At 64.9% G+C, this 14,957-nt stretch carries 15 protein-coding genes and 1 pseudogene; 10 read left to right on the top strand and 6 right to left on the bottom strand.

Annotated features, from left to right (window positions below):
- Positions 1-129 precede the first annotated feature (129 nt).
- Together WDM24_RS10190 and WDM24_RS10185 are read left to right on the top strand one after the other, a co-directional pair.
- The gene (locus WDM24_RS10190) at positions 130-699 is read left to right on the top strand and encodes a glycosyl transferase (RefSeq protein WP_029083742.1); all 570 of its coding nucleotides are present in this window, start codon (positions 130-132) and stop codon (positions 697-699) included.
- A 91-nt stretch (positions 700-790) separates the two neighbouring features.
- Positions 791-1,732 (top strand): helix-turn-helix domain-containing GNAT family N-acetyltransferase, encoded by a 942-nt coding sequence (locus WDM24_RS10185; protein WP_338831080.1) that lies wholly within the window; start codon positions 791-793, stop codon positions 1,730-1,732.
- Positions 1,733-1,839: 107 nt separating this feature from the next.
- Here the strand turns inward: WDM24_RS10185 and moaB are convergent, their stop codons facing one another.
- Together moaB and ypfJ are read right to left on the bottom strand one after the other, a co-directional pair.
- Entirely contained in the window at positions 1,840-2,403 is a 564-nt protein-coding gene (moaB, locus tag WDM24_RS10180) for a molybdenum cofactor biosynthesis protein B (protein ID WP_338697283.1), read from the bottom strand.
- A 142-nt stretch (positions 2,404-2,545) separates the two neighbouring features.
- The gene (gene ypfJ / locus WDM24_RS10175; protein WP_166298704.1) at positions 2,546-3,478 is read right to left on the bottom strand and encodes a KPN_02809 family neutral zinc metallopeptidase; all 933 of its coding nucleotides are present in this window, start codon (positions 3,476-3,478) and stop codon (positions 2,546-2,548) included.
- 379 nt (positions 3,479-3,857) lie between these two features.
- Here ypfJ and WDM24_RS10170 point away from each other — a divergent pair, with 379 nt between their 5' ends.
- From WDM24_RS10170 to WDM24_RS10155, 4 genes are all read left to right on the top strand, one after another.
- Positions 3,858-4,991 (top strand): site-specific DNA-methyltransferase, encoded by a 1,134-nt coding sequence (locus WDM24_RS10170; protein ID WP_338831079.1) that lies wholly within the window; start codon positions 3,858-3,860, stop codon positions 4,989-4,991.
- A 353-nt stretch (positions 4,992-5,344) separates the two neighbouring features.
- Positions 5,345-6,307 carry an IS110 family transposase gene (locus WDM24_RS10165; protein WP_338829190.1) on the top strand — a complete coding sequence of 321 codons (963 nt, stop codon included), beginning with the start codon at positions 5,345-5,347 and terminating at the stop codon, positions 6,305-6,307.
- A 462-nt stretch (positions 6,308-6,769) separates the two neighbouring features.
- Positions 6,770-7,096: a hypothetical protein gene (locus WDM24_RS10160; RefSeq protein WP_338831078.1), complete on the top strand. Its 327-nt coding sequence runs from the start codon at positions 6,770-6,772 to the stop codon at positions 7,094-7,096.
- A gap of 127 nt (positions 7,097-7,223) precedes the next feature.
- A complete protein-coding gene (locus WDM24_RS10155; RefSeq protein ID WP_338831077.1) occupies positions 7,224-7,904 on the top strand; it encodes a glutathione S-transferase family protein in 681 nt (226 codons plus the stop codon).
- Between the two features lie 166 nt (positions 7,905-8,070).
- Here the strand turns inward: WDM24_RS10155 and WDM24_RS10150 are convergent, their stop codons facing one another.
- Positions 8,071-8,493 (bottom strand): nuclear transport factor 2 family protein, encoded by a 423-nt coding sequence (locus WDM24_RS10150; protein ID WP_338831076.1) that lies wholly within the window; start codon positions 8,491-8,493, stop codon positions 8,071-8,073.
- A 149-nt stretch (positions 8,494-8,642) separates the two neighbouring features.
- Here WDM24_RS10150 and WDM24_RS10145 point away from each other — a divergent pair.
- Positions 8,643-9,559, top strand: a pseudogene (locus tag WDM24_RS10145) (LysR family transcriptional regulator).
- Positions 9,560-9,619: 60 nt separating this feature from the next.
- Here WDM24_RS10145 and WDM24_RS10140 read toward each other — a convergent pair.
- The gene (locus WDM24_RS10140) at positions 9,620-10,240 is read right to left on the bottom strand and encodes a glutathione S-transferase family protein (protein WP_338831075.1); all 621 of its coding nucleotides are present in this window, start codon (positions 10,238-10,240) and stop codon (positions 9,620-9,622) included.
- 167 nt (positions 10,241-10,407) lie between these two features.
- Between WDM24_RS10140 and WDM24_RS10135 the strand changes: the two genes are divergently transcribed.
- The gene (locus tag WDM24_RS10135; RefSeq protein WP_338831074.1) at positions 10,408-11,673 is read left to right on the top strand and encodes a flavin-dependent oxidoreductase; all 1,266 of its coding nucleotides are present in this window, start codon (positions 10,408-10,410) and stop codon (positions 11,671-11,673) included.
- Positions 11,674-11,815: 142 nt separating this feature from the next.
- On the opposite strand, the gene WDM24_RS10130 is transcribed toward WDM24_RS10135, so the two are convergent.
- Positions 11,816-12,235 carry a PaaI family thioesterase gene (locus WDM24_RS10130; protein ID WP_166298710.1) on the bottom strand — a complete coding sequence of 140 codons (420 nt, stop codon included), beginning with the start codon at positions 12,233-12,235 and terminating at the stop codon, positions 11,816-11,818.
- A 70-nt stretch (positions 12,236-12,305) separates the two neighbouring features.
- The gene (gene mutY, locus WDM24_RS10125; protein ID WP_338697270.1) at positions 12,306-13,397 is read right to left on the bottom strand and encodes an A/G-specific adenine glycosylase; all 1,092 of its coding nucleotides are present in this window, start codon (positions 13,395-13,397) and stop codon (positions 12,306-12,308) included.
- Between the two features lie 142 nt (positions 13,398-13,539).
- On the opposite strand from mutY, the gene WDM24_RS10120 reads away from it, so the two are divergent.
- Together WDM24_RS10120 and WDM24_RS10115 are read left to right on the top strand one after the other, a co-directional pair.
- On the top strand, positions 13,540-14,019 hold the full coding sequence (locus WDM24_RS10120) for a DUF721 domain-containing protein (RefSeq protein ID WP_338831073.1): 480 nt from the start codon (positions 13,540-13,542) through the stop codon (positions 14,017-14,019).
- 121 nt (positions 14,020-14,140) lie between these two features.
- Entirely contained in the window at positions 14,141-14,788 is a 648-nt protein-coding gene (locus WDM24_RS10115) for a DsbA family protein (protein ID WP_338831072.1), read from the top strand.
- The last annotated feature ends 169 nt before the right edge of the window (positions 14,789-14,957 follow it).

The following is a 14,957-nucleotide window of genomic DNA, read 5'->3' as shown; positions in this document are numbered from 1 at the left end:
GAACATCACCTGAGAAAATCCACAAACTGATGGCGTAAAATTCTGCAGGCGAACAGGCTGCTTTGAATATGACAAGGTGATAACACGGCCGGAGTTTTTCAACCGCTTGGGCCACCGAAGCCTCAAATCATGCTGAGCGTGATCATTCCAACCGACGGCGTCGAGCGCACCGCGGTCGCGACATTGGCGGCGCTGGTGCCCGGCGCAGCCGCCGGCGTCATCCGCGAGGTGCTGCTGGTCGACCGCACCAACAGCGATGTGATGGAGCGGGTTGCCGACATTGCGGGCTGCGGTTTCCTGCGGTTTGAAGGCACGCGCGCCGCGGCACTTGCCGCCGGTGCAAAGCAGGCGCGCTCGCCGTGGCTGATGTTCCTGCATCCGGGCGCGGTGCTCGACGCCGGCTGGATCGAGGAGACCACCCAGTTCATCCAGATGGTGGCGGCAAGCGGCAAGGACCGCGCCGGCATCTTCCGCTACGCCCGCGCGCCCTACACCGACCCCGGCCTGCGCGACGGCATCAAATTCGTCGCCCGGATGATCGTGGGCCCTTCGGCCGAACAGGGCCTTCTGATCGCGCGCGACCATTACGAGCGGATCGGCGGCTACCGGCCGGACGCCCGACGCTCCGAGGCACGGTTGCTGCGCCGGCTCGGCCGCTCCTCCCGCACCATGCTGCGCAGCCGGATCATGGTGGCGTAGGGTTTCCGACCCGCGGTGAGCTTCGAGATGCCCTGACCGGCCGTGCAAATCGGCCTTGCCATTTATTTGATTCCATCAAATAATATGTTTGATGAAATCAAATTCCCATGACACGACCCTCGAGAGCCAGGTCGCCGCGATCCGCGGCTTCAGCCGGTTCTACACCCGCAAGCTCGGCATCATCGAGCCGAAGCTGCTGCACTCCCCGTTCACGCTGCAGGAAGCGCGGATCATCTACGAGCTCGCGCATCGCGAGAACTGCACCGCGACCGATCTGGTGCGCGAGCTCGACCTCGATGCCGGCTTCGTCAGCCGCACGCTGGCTGCGCTGCAGCGCCGCCAGATCGTGACGCGCAAGCCGTCGAAGGCCGACAAGCGCGTCAATGAGGTGGCGCTGACCGCCAAGGGCCGCACTGCTGCCGCGGACCTCGACCGCCGCTCGCGCAACGAGGTCGGGGCGCTGCTGAAGCAGATCGACGGCGACCGCCGCGCCGCCGTGGTGCGCGCGATGGGCACGATCGAGCAGTCGCTGGAGCCGCCGGCCGAAAAGCCGGCCGGCTTCCTGCTGCGCAGCCATCGCGTCGGCGACATCGGCTGGGTGATCTCGCGACAGGGACGCGCCTACGCGGAGGAATATGGCTGGGACATCAGCTACGAGGCATTGGTAGCCGAGATCTGTGCGCAATTCCTGCGATCGTTCGATCCGGCTCGCGAGCATTGCTGGATCGCGGAGGTCGACGGCGAGCCGGTCGGCTCGGTCTTCCTGGTCAACGGCGGCGACGGCCTCGCCAAGCTGCGGCTGCTGCTGGTGGAGGAGAAAGCGCGCGGGCTCGGCGTCGGCGGCGCGCTGGTCGAGCAATGCATCCGCTCTGCACGTGAGATGGGCTACACAAGGATGACGCTGTGGACCCAGAGCATCCTGCTCGCCGCGCGCAGCATCTACGTCCGCGCCGGCTTCCAGCGGGTGAAGGAAGAGAAGCACCACAGCTTTGGCGTCGACCTGGTCGGCGAGACCTGGGAGCTGGATTTGTGACCCCGTCATTCCGGGGCATCGCGTCAGCGATGAACCCGGAATCTCGAAGATGCGGCGCGAGATTCCGGGTTCGCGCTTCGCGCGCCCTGGAATGACGAGGAGATTCGCTACGCGCTCGCCCCCTTCGCCTTCGGACGGCGCAGATGTTCGTCCAGCCGCGGCATGATCTCGACGAAATTGCAGGGCCGCGTGCGGTAGTCGAGCTGTGCGGACAGAATGCCGTCCCAGCCGTCGCGGCAGGCGCCGGGCGAGCCGGGCAAGCAGAAGATGAAGGTCGCGCCGGCCACGCCGGCGGTGGCGCGGCTCTGGATCGTCGAGGCGCCGATCTTGGCGTGGCTCAGCATGTGGAAGGCGATCGAAAAACCGTCCATCCGCTTCTCGAACAGCGGCTCGACCGCCTCAGGCGTCACGTCGCGGCCGGTGAAGCCGGTGCCGCCGGTGGTGATGACGGCATCGACGCCGTCATCCGCGATCCAGCGCCGGATCACCGCCCTGATCGCTTCGACATCGTCGGTGACGATCTCGCGTGCCGCGAGCTTGTGGCCGGCCGCGGTCAACCGATCGGCGAGCGTGGTGCCCGACTTGTCATCCGCCAGCGTGCGGCTGTCGGAAATCGTCAGCACCGCGATGTTGAGCGGGATGAATGATTTGGATTCGTCGATTGAGGACATGTCGATCACCTTCGTGTCCCGGACGCGGTGCAGCATCAGCGCTGCACCGCAGAGCCGGAACCCATCTTGCTTTGCGGCAGGCCCCGGAACAGCAGCGCAGCATTTCATGCTGCACAGCATCCGGGGCACGAGAGCATCAAGGCTACCCGCCGCCAAACGTGTTGCAGGCCTGCACGGTGCCCTGCTGGTAGCCGGTCATGAACCATTGCTTGCGCTGCGCGGCGGAGCCGTGGGTGAAGGAGTCAGGCACCACCCTGCCCGTCGCCTGCCGTTGCAGCGTGTCGTCGCCGATCGCATTCGCGGTGGTCAGCGCGGCGTCGATGTCGCCGGCTTCAAGGAAGCCCGGCCGCTTCTTCTCCTCGCGATTGACCCAGACGCCGGCGAGACAATCGGCCTGCAACTCGACCTTGACCTGCAACGCGTTGGCCTCGGCCTTGCTGCCGGCCTGCTGCTGCAGCCGGTTCACGCGCGGGATAATGCCGAGCAGGTTCTGGATGTGGTGGCCGGCCTCATGCGCGATGATATAGGCCGCGGTGAACTTGCAGGCGTTGCCCGAGCAGCCGCGGAAGCGGGTCTCGACCTCGCGGAAGAAGCCGGTGTCGAGGAAGATGGTCTTGTCCGGCGGGCAGTAGAACGGCCCCATCGCCGACTGCGCCATGCCGCAGCGGCCGCCATTGGTGGCGTTGCGGAACAGCACGATCTTCGGACCGGTGTAGGTCTGGCCCGAGGCCTGGAAGATCTCGCTCCAGCGATCGTCGATTTCACCGAGGATGCCGGCGATCATGCTGCCCATCTCGTCGGTCGGCGCGCCGCGCTTGGTCTGCGCGCCGGACGACTGCCGGTCGGTCTGATAGGTCGGCGCCTGGCCGCCGCCGGTGAGAATCTCGGCGCCGCCGATCAGGATGCGCGGATCGATGCCGAAGGCGTAGCCGAGCAGCCCGAGCACGATGACAGTGCCGATGCCGAGCCCGCCGCCGCCCATTGGAATCCCGAAGCCGCCACCTCCGCCGCCTCCTCCGCTGTCGTCGCGACGGTCTTCGATGTCATCGCTGCGGCGGAAATCATCGTAGCGCATGGCGGTTTCCCTTTATCCAGTCGGCGCCCCAATGCGGGACACTCCAACCTAAAATTTCCATTCTGTTAATCAATATCCTGCCCGGCAAAAATTGCCTAGTCCAAGACGCGCATCGTTTGCAGTGCGAACGGCCGCAGGCAGCGGGCAATTTACCGGTCGAATCGTGCCGGTTTGATGATCCGCAAATTTTTTCGCAGAACGCGCTGATGTTGCAGCACAACGCTGATGGCATTGCGCCACAGCGTTCGAAAGATGCTGCAATCTTTTGCATGAAGATTTCCAATTAAGTCGATTTTTACTTTGCCGGGTCAATGTGGCGCCAGTCGGTTGTTTAGTCCCGCGTCGCCGACAGCGTCGCCTGAGTCAGAGTTCTTGAGTCATGGTAGTGTCGCGTCGCGGGGCGTCTGCAAGGGCGCCCCGCACTAAATTTGAGAATGCCCCGTCGAGCCGAATCGTCATTGGCGATTGCGTCGCCGAATTGTCGAAGCTTCCGTCCGGCTCGGTCGATCTGGTGTTCGCAGATCCTCCCTACAATCTGCAGCTCAAGGGCGATCTCAAGCGCCCCGATGAGTCGCATGTCGATGCCGTCAACGACGACTGGGACAAGTTCTCGTCGTTCGCCGCCTATGACGATTTCACCCGCGCCTGGCTCCTGGCCTGCCGCCGCGTGATGAAGCCGTCGGCGACGCTGTGGGTGATCGGCTCCTATCACAACATCTTCCGCGTCGGCGCCATCATGCAGGACCTCGGCTTCTGGCTGCTGAACGACATCGTGTGGCGCAAGTCGAATCCGATGCCTAACTTCCGCGGCCGCCGCTTCACCAATGCGCACGAGACCATGATCTGGGCCGCGCGCGACGAGAAGGCCAAGGGCTACACCTTCAACTATGAAGCGCTGAAGGCGTCCAACGAGGACGTGCAGGCGCGCTCCGACTGGCTGATCCCGCTGTGCACCGGCGAGGAGCGCCTCAAGGGCGATGACGGCAAGAAGGTGCACCCGACGCAGAAGCCGGAGCAGCTGCTCGCCCGCGTGCTGCTGTCGTCGTCGAAGCCCGGCGATCTCGTGATCGATCCATTCAACGGCACCGGCACCACCGGCGCCGTCGCCAAGCGGCTCGGCCGTAGCTATATCGGCTTCGAGCGCGACAAGACCTATGCGGCCGCCGCCGAAGCGCGGATCGCCGCGATCGAACCGCTGCCGGAAGCAACGCTGGCGCCGTTCATGACCGCGCGCGAGGCGCCCCGCGTCGCATTCTCCGAACTGATCGAGCGCGGCATGATCGTGCCCGGCGCCAAGTTGGTCGACGCCAAGAAGCGCCATGGCGCCCTGGTGCGCGCCGACGGCGCCATCATGCTCGGCGACAAGGTCGGCTCGATCCACCGCATCGGCGCGGTCGCGCAGGGCTCCGGCGCCTGCAACGGCTGGACCTTCTGGCACGTCGAGACCAAGACCGGGCTCAGGCTGATCGACGAGCTACGCGCCGAGATCCGCTCCGGGATGGCGGCGGGCTGAGCCCGCGATCCTTTCGCGATTGCGGCGTCGTAGGATGCGTAGAGCGACTTGTCCGCCGTAGCTCGAAGAGCGAAGGCGGAAGCGAAACCCATCACCTCGGATCCGCGGCACGAATGATGGGTATCGCTTCGCTCCACCCATCCTTGTATTAGCGCGCTGGGTTAGACTGGCCTCGTTCCGTGAGGAATGGCCCAGCTCGGGTAGCCGCCCGGGCTGGGCCGCTGATCGATCGGATCGTTACCCATCGAAGCCTTGAGGGCTGTCGTTCGTAGCAAGATCGCGATCGGCACTTCATCGGGACCCGCATGGTTGAACGAACTTTAGGTTCGCATCACAAGGGAGGGTCGAGGAAGATGGCCAAGCGTACCACAATCTGTGCCGGGATCGATACCGGCAAGCGCAAGCTCGACGTGGCGCTCGACGGCAACTCGGAGCAGCTGCAGGTGGAGAACACGGCAGAAGGTCACAAGGCGCTGCTGGAGTGGCTTGGGCGGCGCAAGGTCAAGCGGGTTGGGATCGAGGCGAGCGGTGGCTATGAGCAAGCCGTCGTCGCCGAGTTACGGCGCATGCGGTTTGTCGTCGTGGTGTTCCAGCCGGCGCAAGTGCGTGCCTATGCCAAATACCGCGGGCAACGTGCCAAGAACGATCGGATCGACGCGGCTCTGATCGCCGCCTGCGCCGCTGCGGTCAACAAGATCCACCCGGCCCCTGACGCAAGATTATCGCCCTTGGCCGGGCAGCTGACACTGATCGATCAGATCGGAGAGGATATCACGCGGTTCAAGAACCGGCTCGAGAGCTGTCGCGATGCGCGTATCCAAAAGCTCTGGAAGGAAGATATCGTCCGCCTGGCCAAGCGCGAACGCGTCGAGTTCAAGGCTTTGGTGGCAGCGATCCGCGAACATCACGATCTCGCTGCCCGGCTCGATCTGATCTACAGCGTCGGCGGGGCCGGGCTGCCGACTGCGGTCGCCATTCTGGTGCGCATGCCGGAGATCGGCCAAATCAGCCGCGAGCAGGCCGCAGCTCTTGCGGGCCTTGCGCCTTATGATGACGACAGCGGAGAGCATATTGGCGCTCGTCACATCATCGGTGGACGCAAGCGCCTGCGAGAGGCGCTCTATGCTGCAGCGCTGGCGGCGTCGTTCCGCTGGAATCCGCAGCTCATCGCCCTTTACAAGCGACTGATCGCCGCCGGTAAGGGTCACAAGCGCGCGCTAATCGCCTGCGCCAGGAAGCTGCTCGTCTTCATCAACGCCGTAGTGGCCCGAGGCACCCCTTGGCAAGCTGACATGTCAGCTGTTCCAGCAGCCTGAAGCGTTTCTTTGTTCGACCGGGGCGCCGTTTCTTCGTCCCGACCTGCCGTCACCAGGACGTCGCGCACAGCGGCCGTCAAGGATGGCCGTCGCTCAAATGCCACCACATCCTCACCCTCAACAGGCCACGCCTTGATGGCCGCGAGCACGGCGTCAGCATCAACGGCGATCGGACAATTCAATCGCACACAACCGAAAGAGCTAATGGTTGCTACGGTTCCTGAGCGCCCCGCCGCAATCCAAAACGATTTTCTCCCGTCATTCCGGGGCTCGCGAAGCGAGAGCCCGGAATCCATCGGACCACATCAGCGGCGGCCTGATGGATTCCGGGCTCGCCGCGTTGCGGCGCCCCGGAATGACGAGTGGAGAAAGATGACGTCGTCTTGAACGCGGCCACCTTGTGACGCCGCAGCGGCGGGCCTACATTTGTGTCAGTCACTTGCCGTTTCGATTGGTCGTCCGATGCGAAGACAATCCGAGACATTGCTGCTGGTGCCGCTGCTGCCGGTCTTCCTGCTCAGCATGTTTCCGATGCTGCTGATCGGCCTGCTCGGATCTTTCGGCCTGATCATTTTCGGCATCCTGCTGGTCTCTGTCGGGCTGACGCTCGGGCTCGAGGCGCATGGCGAGTTCAACCAGGAGGTCATCGTCCACGGCTATGCTCGCGGCTCCGAGCGCGCGACCCAGCTCTCTCACCTGCACGCCGCGATGCGCTCCGCCGTCGTGCTGGAGATCGCGGGCGCAGCCCTGGTCGCAGCGGGCATCGTCGGCTTCTGCTGGTTCGGCTGACCGGCGCGCCGCGCGCAGCTGCCTCACAAACTCGTCGGTTGCGAAGCGCGGTGAAATTTGCGCATGAGGGGCCGTCCGCGGTCCTCGCAGGCTGCGTGCCGGTCACACCCCAAAGGAGACCCCTTTCATGCTCAAATTCTATTTCAACGGCTCGCCGAACCCGACCAAGGTCGCGCTCTTTCTCGAGGAGTCCGGACTGCCGTTCGAGCCGATCGCGGTCGACACCCGCAAGGGCGACCAGTTCACGCCGGACTATTTGAAGATCAACCCGAACGCCAAGGTGCCGGCGATCGACGACAACGGGACGACGGTGTTCGATTCCAATGCCATCCTGCTCTATCTCGCCGAGAAGACCGGCAAATTCCTGCCGACCAACCGCGCCGAATTGCTGTCCTGGCTGATGTTCATCGCAACCGGCGTCGGGCCGTATTCGGGGCAGGCCGTGCACTTCAAGCATTTTGCGCCGAAGGACCAGAACCACGATTACGCCCATAACCGCTACCAGTACGAGACCGACCGCCACTACAAGATCCTCGACGGCCATCTCGCGGGCCGCCGCTACATGGCGGGCGACAGCTACTCGATCGTCGACATGGCGCTGTGGGGCTGGGCGCGGATGGTGCCCTTCAAGCTCGGTGACGGCGCCTATGCGAACTACCCGCATGTCAAGCGCCTGGTCGACGAGATCTCGGCGCGTCCCGCGGCCGCGCGGGCGATCGCGCTGAAGGACCAATTCACCTTCAAGGCCGAGATGGACGACGAAGCCCGCCGCAACATGTTCAAGCACATGACGACCAAGGTGGCGTGAGCCGACCGGCCATCGACAACAGAACGGCGCCCTCACGGGCGCCGTTCTCGTTTGTGCCGCGCGCGGCTAGAGCTTCGGTTCTGATTGAATCAGAACCGAAGCTCCAGCTTTTTGTCTTGACGCGTTTTCTTCACGCGAATCGGCGTCCACTTCGCTCGAAAACGCTCTATGCCGGAAACGCGCCGAGCGCCTTCTCGGTCAGAACCGAGTCGCAATATTCCCGCACCTCCTTGATCCGGCCGCCGTCGAAGCGGAACACCAGGCAATAATCATTGTCGTAGCGCTGACCTTGCTTGGTGAGGTTGTTGCCCTTGGCCTCGACCACGACGATGTCGCCGTCGGCGATGATGCGATGGGCGACGGTGCGGCCGCGCTCGACCAGTTTCGAGCGGACATGGCCGTGCAGGTCATTCATGATCGATGGCTTGCCGGTGAAGGTGCGCGACCAGGAATATTGCCCGGTCACGGTCCAGATCGCGTCGTCGGCGAGCATCGCCATGAACAGCGAATTCTCGCGCACCGCCGGATCTGGACTGCCCGCGATCACGAACATCTCCTGCACCAGTTTCTTGTTGTCGGCTGCGCTCATGGCGCGTCTCCTTGCGATGGGTTGCTCTGATTTGACGCGTTTTCTTCACGCGAACCGGTACCCACTTCGCTCGAAAACGCTTGCTTCCCACCCTGCGGCACCGGCGCGCATTCTTCCAATCGATAGCTGCTATGATGTATATTCACTTGATGAATTTGAATTCGCTGGACCTCAATCTCCTGGTCGCGCTCGACGCGCTGCTGCGCGAAGCCAATGTCAGCCGTGCAGCGATGCGGCTCAATTTGTCGCAGCCGGCGACCAGCCACGCGCCGCAGCGGCTGCGCGACCTGATCGGCGATCCGCTCCTGGTGCGCAACGGCGCGCGGATGGAGCTCACGCCGCGGGCGCAGGCGCTGCGTTCGCCGCTGGCACAGGCGCTCGACCAGGTGCGCACGCTGTTCGTCTCCGACGATTTCGACGCGGCGCGCAGCGAACGGCATTTCCGCCTGATGATGCCCGACCTCGCGGTCGAGCTCTTGATGCCGCCGCTGATGGAGAAGGTGACCCGGCTGGCGCCGAACGTCACGATCGATGTGGTGCCGTGGCGGGGACCTGCGATCTTCACGCCGGAGTTCGCCCGCACCATCGATCTCGTGATCTCGATCGGCGACGCCTTCAAAGGCTTTCACCGCCAGCGGCTCTACACCGACAGCGATGCGCTCGCGGTGCGGCGCGGCCATCCCGCGGCACCAATTTGAATAAGCGCGAGACGTTTCTCGCCGCGCGGCATGTCGCCGTGATCATCCGCGGCCAGAATGAGGATCTGATCGACACCTGGCTGCGCGCCAAGGGCATCGAGCGGCGGATCGCACTGGTGGTGCCGGGCTATATCGAGGCGCTGCACGTCACCGCGCGCACCGACCTCGTCGCCTTCGTTCCGCGCCGGCTGATCGCCGCGCTGTCGAAACAATTGTCGCTGGTGACGGTGACGCCGCCGCTCGATCCCGGGATCGACGAGCAGCACATGTTCTATCCGACGCGGGCCCAAATGGACCCGGGCTCGCTGTGGCTGCGGAGGCTGATGCTGGAGACGGGACGGGAGTTGGAGAAAGGGAGGGCGGGGTAAGCGCCCGCTGTTTCCCCGCGTCGTCCCGGCGGAAGCCGGTACGACACCGAATTTTTGGCCCTATGCCTTCTGCTCGGCGAGCACCTTCTGCACCGCCGGGCGGCTCTCCATTGCGGCGCGATGCGCCTTCACCTTGGGCAGGGTCGCGATGTCGACGCCGTCGCCATCGAGCCAGAGGGTCAGCGTGTAGAGATAGGCGTCGCCGACACTGTAGTTCTCGCCCATCACCCACGGGCCCTTCAGCATGTCGCGCTCGATCAAATTGAAGCAGGCGCCCATGGTCTTCGGGATCATCGCCTTCATGTCGGTGAACGAAGTCTCCTGCGTCGCCCAGCGCGCACCGCGCATCTTGTGGGCGTGGCAGATATGCACCGTCGAGCAGAGATAGGAATTGAAGGACTGGAGCTTCGCGAACTCGAAGGCGTCGTCGAGCGGCGCGAGCTTCGCCCGCGGATAAGTCTGCGCGATGTAGGCGAGCATCGCCGGCGTCTCGGTCAACACGCCGCGCTCGGTGACGAGCGTCGGCACCCGGCCCTTCGGATTGATCTTGAGATACTCCGGGCTGTTCTGCTGGTTGATCTTGAAGTCGAGCTTCTCGGTCGTGTAGGGCGCGCCGGCCTCGGCCAGGGCGATGTGGGAGGCGAGCGCGCAGGTGCCGGGCGCGAAATAGAGCTTGAGCATGTCGATGTCCTCTCCGGGCCTTGTCGGTTCGCTCTGAACCCGGCCCTTTTTATCAGATGCGGCGGACGTTAGCGGCACCTCCCCCTGCCGTCCACCCCGCGGTACCGCGGAGCTTGCCCGCAGCGGGGCCGCCGTGCGATGACCATGCCGATCGAGAGGGGATTTTCATGACTGTCCTCATTGCAGGTGGCGGAATTGGCGGGCTGACCTTGGCGCTCAGCCTGCACCAGATCGGCGTTCCCTGTCGCGTGTTCGAGAGCGTGCCCGAACTGCGGCCGCTCGGCGTCGGCATCAACGTGCTGCCGCATGCGGTGCGCGAATTGATCGAGCTCGGCCTGCACGACGTGCTCGACGCATCGGCGGTGCGGACCCGCGAGCTCGCCTATTTCTCCAAGCACGGCAAGCCGATCTGGAGCGAGCCGCGCGGGCTCGAGGCCGGCTACAAATGGCCGCAATTCTCGATCCATCGCGGCCGGCTGCAACAGTTGCTGCTCGACGCCGCGACCGAACGGCTGGGACGTGAAAACATCCTGACCAGCCATCACCTCACCGGCTGGACCGAGACCGCGGATGGCGTGCGCGCCGATTTCATCGACCGCGCCACCGGCAAGCCCGCCGGCAGCTTCGACGGCGTGGTGCTGATCGCCGCCGACGGCATCCATTCGGCGGTGCGCGAAAAGCTCTATCCGCAGGAAGGACCGCCGATCTGGAACGGCCGCATCCTGTGGCGCGGCATCACCCGCGGCGACGCTTTCCTGACCGGCCGTACCATGATCATGGCCGGCCACGAGATCCTGAAATTCGTCTGCTACCCGATCTCGAAGCAGGCCGGCGCCGACGGCAAGTTCGACATCAACTGGGTCGCCGAGCGGCACATGCCGCCGACCTATCAGTGGCGCCGCGAGGATTATAACCGCACCGCCAAGCTCGATGAGTTCCTGCCGTGGTTCGAGAGCTGGAATTTCGACTGGCTCGACGTGCCGGGCCTGATCCGCAACTGCCCGCACGCCTATGAATATCCGCTGGTCGACCGCGATCCGATCGCGCAATGGACCTTCGGCCGCGTCACGCTGATGGGCGACGCCGCGCATCCGATGTACCCGATCGGCTCCAATGGCGCGTCGCAGGCGATTTTGGATGCGCGCGTGCTGACGCGCGAGATTTTGGCGCATGGCGCGACGCAGGCTGCGCTCAGTGCCTATGAGGCCGAGCGGCGGCCGGCGACAACGGATCTCGTAATGCTGAACCGCCGCAACGGGCCGGAGCAGGTGATGCAGCTGGTCGAGGAGCGCGCGCCCGATGGCTTCAAGGTCGTCACCGACGTGCTGTCGCAGCAGGAGCTGGAAGACATCGCCGCCAACTACAAGCGCGTCGCCGGCTTCCAGGTCGAAGGGCTGAACGCCAAGCCGCCGATCGTGCAGCGGACGGGCTGAACGCGAGGCCTATCCCCGTCATGCCCGCGCAACGGCTTTGCCGTTGTCGCTGGAGAGCGCGGAACGCCAGTGGCCGTCGCCCCTTCGAGGCTCGCTCTGCTCGCACCTCAGGGTGACGGCTCCAACAGTGGTGCGCGCGGCGCTACCGCAGCGCCCGCGCCGCCTCCACCAGGCGGATGCTGCTCGTCGCCGTAGCGAGCAGCGTGCCGTCGGCGGCAGTCAGCCGGCCCTCGACGAAGGCGATGGTTTTGCCGAGCTGCGTCACGGTGGCCTCGCCGGTGATCGGCCCGGGCTTTGCGGGCGCCAGGAAATTCACATTCATCGTGATGGTGGTGGTGAACAGCCTGCCCTCGGTCATCACGAACACCGCAGGTCCCATCGTGTCGTCGAGCATCGCCGAGAGCATACCGCCCTGGATGAAGCCGGCCGGATTGCAGAACTCCTGCTTGCCGTCGAACACGATCCTGATCCAGCCCTCCTGCGGACGCGCGTCAACCACGCGCCACCCCAGCAGTTTTGCGACTGGCGGCATCGGGATGCGGTCGAGTGCGGTTGCGATCATGGCGGCCTCCGTGTGCCGGAGGTGATAGCGAAGCCCTGCTGCCAGCATGGTGTCAGCAGGCCGTCATCTTCTAGAGATCCAGCCCGTGCGTGATGACCTTGCGCATCACATTGGGGAACGCCTCGCCATCCAGGGTCGCGACCGGCACCCAGCGCATGCCCTCCGGCGCGCGGGTCCGCGGCGGAACGCTGGCGGTATAGACCACGAGCTCGAGCGGAAAGTGCGTGAAGACGTGGGTGACGACACCGGCCTTGCGGTGCCAGCGCGTGACGCCCTTGAGTTCCGGCGCCTGCGTGAGCGCGGCCGCATCCTCCTGCCCGGCAAGCCATTGCGACCCCGGCACCTCGGTCATGCCGCCGAGCAGGCCCTTCTCCGGGCGCGAGCGCACCAGGAGTTCGCCGCCCCGCGTCACCACGAAGGCGGCGCCGCGGCGCAAGGTGCCGCTCTTCTTCGGCGCCTTGCGCGGGAAGCTTTCCTGGTCGCCGCGGACGCGGGCCGCGCAATCGTCGTTCAGGGGACACAGCGCACAGGCCGGCTTCTTCGGCGTACAGATCGTGGCACCGAGGTCCATCAGGGCCTGCGCGCTGTCGCCGGCGCGAGACGGGCCGAGCAACGTCGCGGCCATTTGCTGGATCAGCGGCTTGGCCTGCGGCAGCGCCGCCTCGACGGCGTAGAGCCGCGACACCACCCGCTCGATATTGCCGTCCACCGGCATGGTGCGGCGGTCGAACGCGATCGCGGCGATCGCCGCGGCGGTGTAGGGCCCGACGCCGGGCAGCGCGCGCAGGCCGTCCTCGGTGTCCGGAAACACCCCACCATGGTCATTGAGCACCGCGACCGCGCAGGCATGCAGGTTGCGCGCGCGCGAATAATAGCCGAGCCCGGCCCACATCCTCAGGACGTCGTCGAGCGAGGCGCGGCCGAGCGCCGTCACATCAGGCCAGCGCGACAGGAACTTTTCGAAATAAGGTCCGACCGCCCGCACCGTGGTCTGCTGCAGCATGATCTCCGACAGCCACACACGGTATGGATCAGCCTGCTCCCCTGCCGCCGCGCGCCACGGCAGCTTGCGGCGATGCCGGTCATACCAGGCCAGCAGCCGTGCCGGGCGGTCGGCCTGCTGGTCGGTCAATTTGGTCTTGGCGGCCGCGCGAGAGCTCATGGCGTTACTTTAAGACAGATATCTCCAAGTCATGCCCGGGCTTGACCCGGGCATCCACGTCTTTCTTCCTCCGGGACGGAAACGCCGCCATAATGATGAACACGGTTTCAGCCGCATCGGCTCCACTGCTATAACCCCTCCCATGGCAAAACCCGGTCCGATCAGCGCAAAACCCCTGTCGATCCTGCTCAGCGACGTCTTCAACGACGCCTATGCCAAGCAGGGCTTCGCCGCGCGCGAACTGGTGACGCGCTGGACCGAAATCGCGGGCGAGCGGATCGCGGCCTATTGCGAGCCGCTGAAGATGCAGTGGCCGCGGCCGGTGGAGGGGCAGCCGCAGGAGCCGGCGACGCTGGTGCTGCGGGTCGAAGGACCGATGGCGCTGGAGATCCAGCATTCCTCCGATGTCATCCTGGAACGGGTGAACCGCTTCTTCGGCTGGCATGCGGTGGGCCGCCTGACCATCCGGCAGGCGCCGCTTTCGCGCCGCAGCCGCCCCACCCGGCCGCGCCCGCCCGACCCCAAAACCGTGGCCCGGGAGGCGGCAAACCTCGCCGCCGTCGAGGACGACGATCTGCGCGCGGCGCTGGCCCGGCTGGGTGCCACGATCAAGCGAAATTGACGCTTTTCGCGGGGTCGGCCGCGAGACCCCGGCATTGCCACAATGGTCGTTTCAAGCTAGCGAAGGCTTCTTTTCGGGACCCCTTCATGCTGGCGAGAATGCGCCAATCCGGGAGCTGACCTTGATCATCACGCGCCGCGCTTTCACCACCGCTCTCTCGCTGACCGGGCTCGCCGGCCTGTCGCCGCTGCGCCTGATCACGGAGGCGTTCGCGCAGACCGCTGCAGAGGTCGCCAAGCCGCAGTCGCTGCCGGACATGGGGCTCGGCCCGCAGGGCGCCAAGGTGACGATCGTCGAATACGCCTCGATGACCTGCCCGCATTGCGCCAATTTCAACGAGACCGTGTTCCCGCAGATCAAGTCGACCTACATCGACTCCGGCAAGGTCCGCTACGTGTTCCGCGAATTCCCGCTCGACATCAAGGCCGCCGCCGGCTCGATGCTGGCACGCTGCATCGCCAAGGACGACGCGCCGAAGTTCTTTGCCGTGATCGACCTGCTGTTCCGTCAGCAGAACGACTGGGTAGTCAAGAACACCACCGAGACGCTGACGCGGATCGGCAAGCAGGCCGGCCTCAGCCAGCAGCAGGTCGAGGACTGCCTGAAGGATCAGAAGCTGCTCGACAAGATCGCCGCCGACCAGAAATACGCCAACGAAGTGCTGAAGGTGAACTCGACGCCGACCTTCTTCGTCAATGGCGAGATGGTGAAGGGCGAGACCTCGTTCGAGGAGTTCAGCAAGCGCATCGATCCACTGCTGAAGAGCTGATCGCGAGTCGACAAACCTGACGTCGTTCGTGCCCGCATCGCGCCGGGCACGATAATTGTGGATGATTTGCGATCACGGCGCGCGGCCGTCGCAATATTTGCTTGTTGAAAACCTGATTCGCGTGATGCGAATCTTCCAGGACATGCAGAGGTCATAAAACCCTGCAAAT

This window comes from Bradyrhizobium sp. 27S5, assembly GCF_037217225.1.
GTDB classification, from domain to species: domain Bacteria; phylum Pseudomonadota; class Alphaproteobacteria; order Rhizobiales; family Xanthobacteraceae; genus Bradyrhizobium; species Bradyrhizobium septentrionale.
The sequence above is the reverse complement of the archived record's forward strand: the minus strand, read 5'-3'. Positions and strand labels throughout refer to the sequence as shown.